Origin of the sequence: Ensifer sp. YR511 (assembly GCF_900103045.1) — a bacterium.
GTDB lineage: Bacteria > Pseudomonadota > Alphaproteobacteria > Rhizobiales > Rhizobiaceae > Ensifer > Ensifer adhaerens.
Genome location: NZ_FNGR01000089.1, coordinates 1 through 1224, shown reverse-complemented (window position 1 = coordinate 1224; position 1224 = coordinate 1). Strand labels below are relative to the sequence as shown.

Annotated in this window: 3 protein-coding genes; 2 read left to right on the top strand and 1 reads right to left on the bottom strand. The window is 57.5% G+C overall.

Translation table 11 applies throughout. The features are described from left to right. A partial coding sequence (locus BLU15_RS38800; protein ID WP_143034380.1) for an autotransporter outer membrane beta-barrel domain-containing protein occupies positions 1-649 on the top strand: 649 nt, incomplete at its 5' end. A 138-nt stretch (positions 650-787) separates the two neighbouring features. Continuing rightward, positions 788-1045 carry a hypothetical protein gene (locus tag BLU15_RS38795; protein ID WP_127890887.1) on the top strand — a complete coding sequence of 86 codons (258 nt, stop codon included), beginning with the start codon at positions 788-790 and terminating at the stop codon, positions 1043-1045. Positions 1046-1105: 60 nt separating this feature from the next. Here BLU15_RS38795 and BLU15_RS38790 read toward each other — a convergent pair. Continuing rightward, positions 1106-1224, bottom strand: a 119-nt coding sequence (locus tag BLU15_RS38790; protein WP_143034230.1) for an integrase core domain-containing protein, incomplete at its 5' end; no start/stop codon positions are given.

Sequence of the window (1224 nt, the reverse complement as noted above, 5' to 3'; positions counted from 1 at the left end):
TGGCGCAGACTATCTGCTGTCGGAGAAAGCACTGCTCGGCGTGTCCTTCCATTACGACCGGATGACCGACCCGACCGACGAGGATGCGGAGCTGTTCGGCGATGGCTGGCTGGCCGGTCCCTATGCCTCCTTCGAACTCGGCAAGGGCATCTTCTGGGATTCGAGCCTGCTCTATGGCGGCTCGTCCAACACCATCGACACGACTGCCCTTGACGGCACGTTCGACACGCGCCGGTTTCTGCTGGACACGGCGGTCAAGGGGCAATGGCAGCTTGATGATGCAACGGTGTTTACGCCGGCGCTGCGGGCCGTCTATTTCTCTGAAACGGTTGATGACTACGGGGTGAGGAATGGCACCGGCGACGAGATCGACCTCAAGGGCTTTACCGAAGAGCAGCTGAGGGTGAGCCTGGGGGCGGAGATCGCCCGGCCGTTCACCCTCGATAACGACAGGATCCTGACACCCAAACTCGGCGGCACGCTCGGATACTCCGGCCTTGATGGGGCGGGCCTCTTCGGTTCGTTCTCGGCCGCCCTGTCGCTGCAAACTGGGGAGAGCTGGTCGATTGACACCGGTCTGCTATTCAACATCGAAGGCGACGGCGAGACATCTGCGGGCGCAAAGGTTGGCGTCAGGGGACGCTTCTGAAGAAGCTATCAGGCATCGCTACTGCATCCAATCTCTTGAAGCGATCGGCGACCATTAGTCCACGTGCTTGGATTGACGTTGCTATCGGCAATTTTGTGGAGGACAATGGCGGATCCTGGATCTGAGAGGCGGCAGCCATTGGACTTCGAGAAAATCGGCCGAGCACGCCTCATGATACGGCTGCCACGACACCGCAAACAGCTCTCAGAATTGCGATTTCTGGCATTGAGCACTCTGATCGAAGCCTACGGCCTAGCTGTAGTCACTCGCAATGAGTTGAGCGAGCATGCCATGTCTGATGAACCGCTGAAGGCTGAATACACCGACAAATGCCAGGCGATCGAAGACGAGGTGGTGACGTTGCTCACTAATATAAGCCCTCGTTTCGTCAATTGACTCCAGCTGCGGCATTGGCTGCGGTGGGCAATGGAGTTGCCCCCAAAAGACCGGACATGCTCAGGTTTGAGATTGCGAGTTGATGAACTCGCGCGGTGATTGATATCCTAAAGCACTATGCGGGTGAAGATTGTTGTAATGCTCGAACCAGAACGGCAGTTGAGCGATGACTGTTTCAG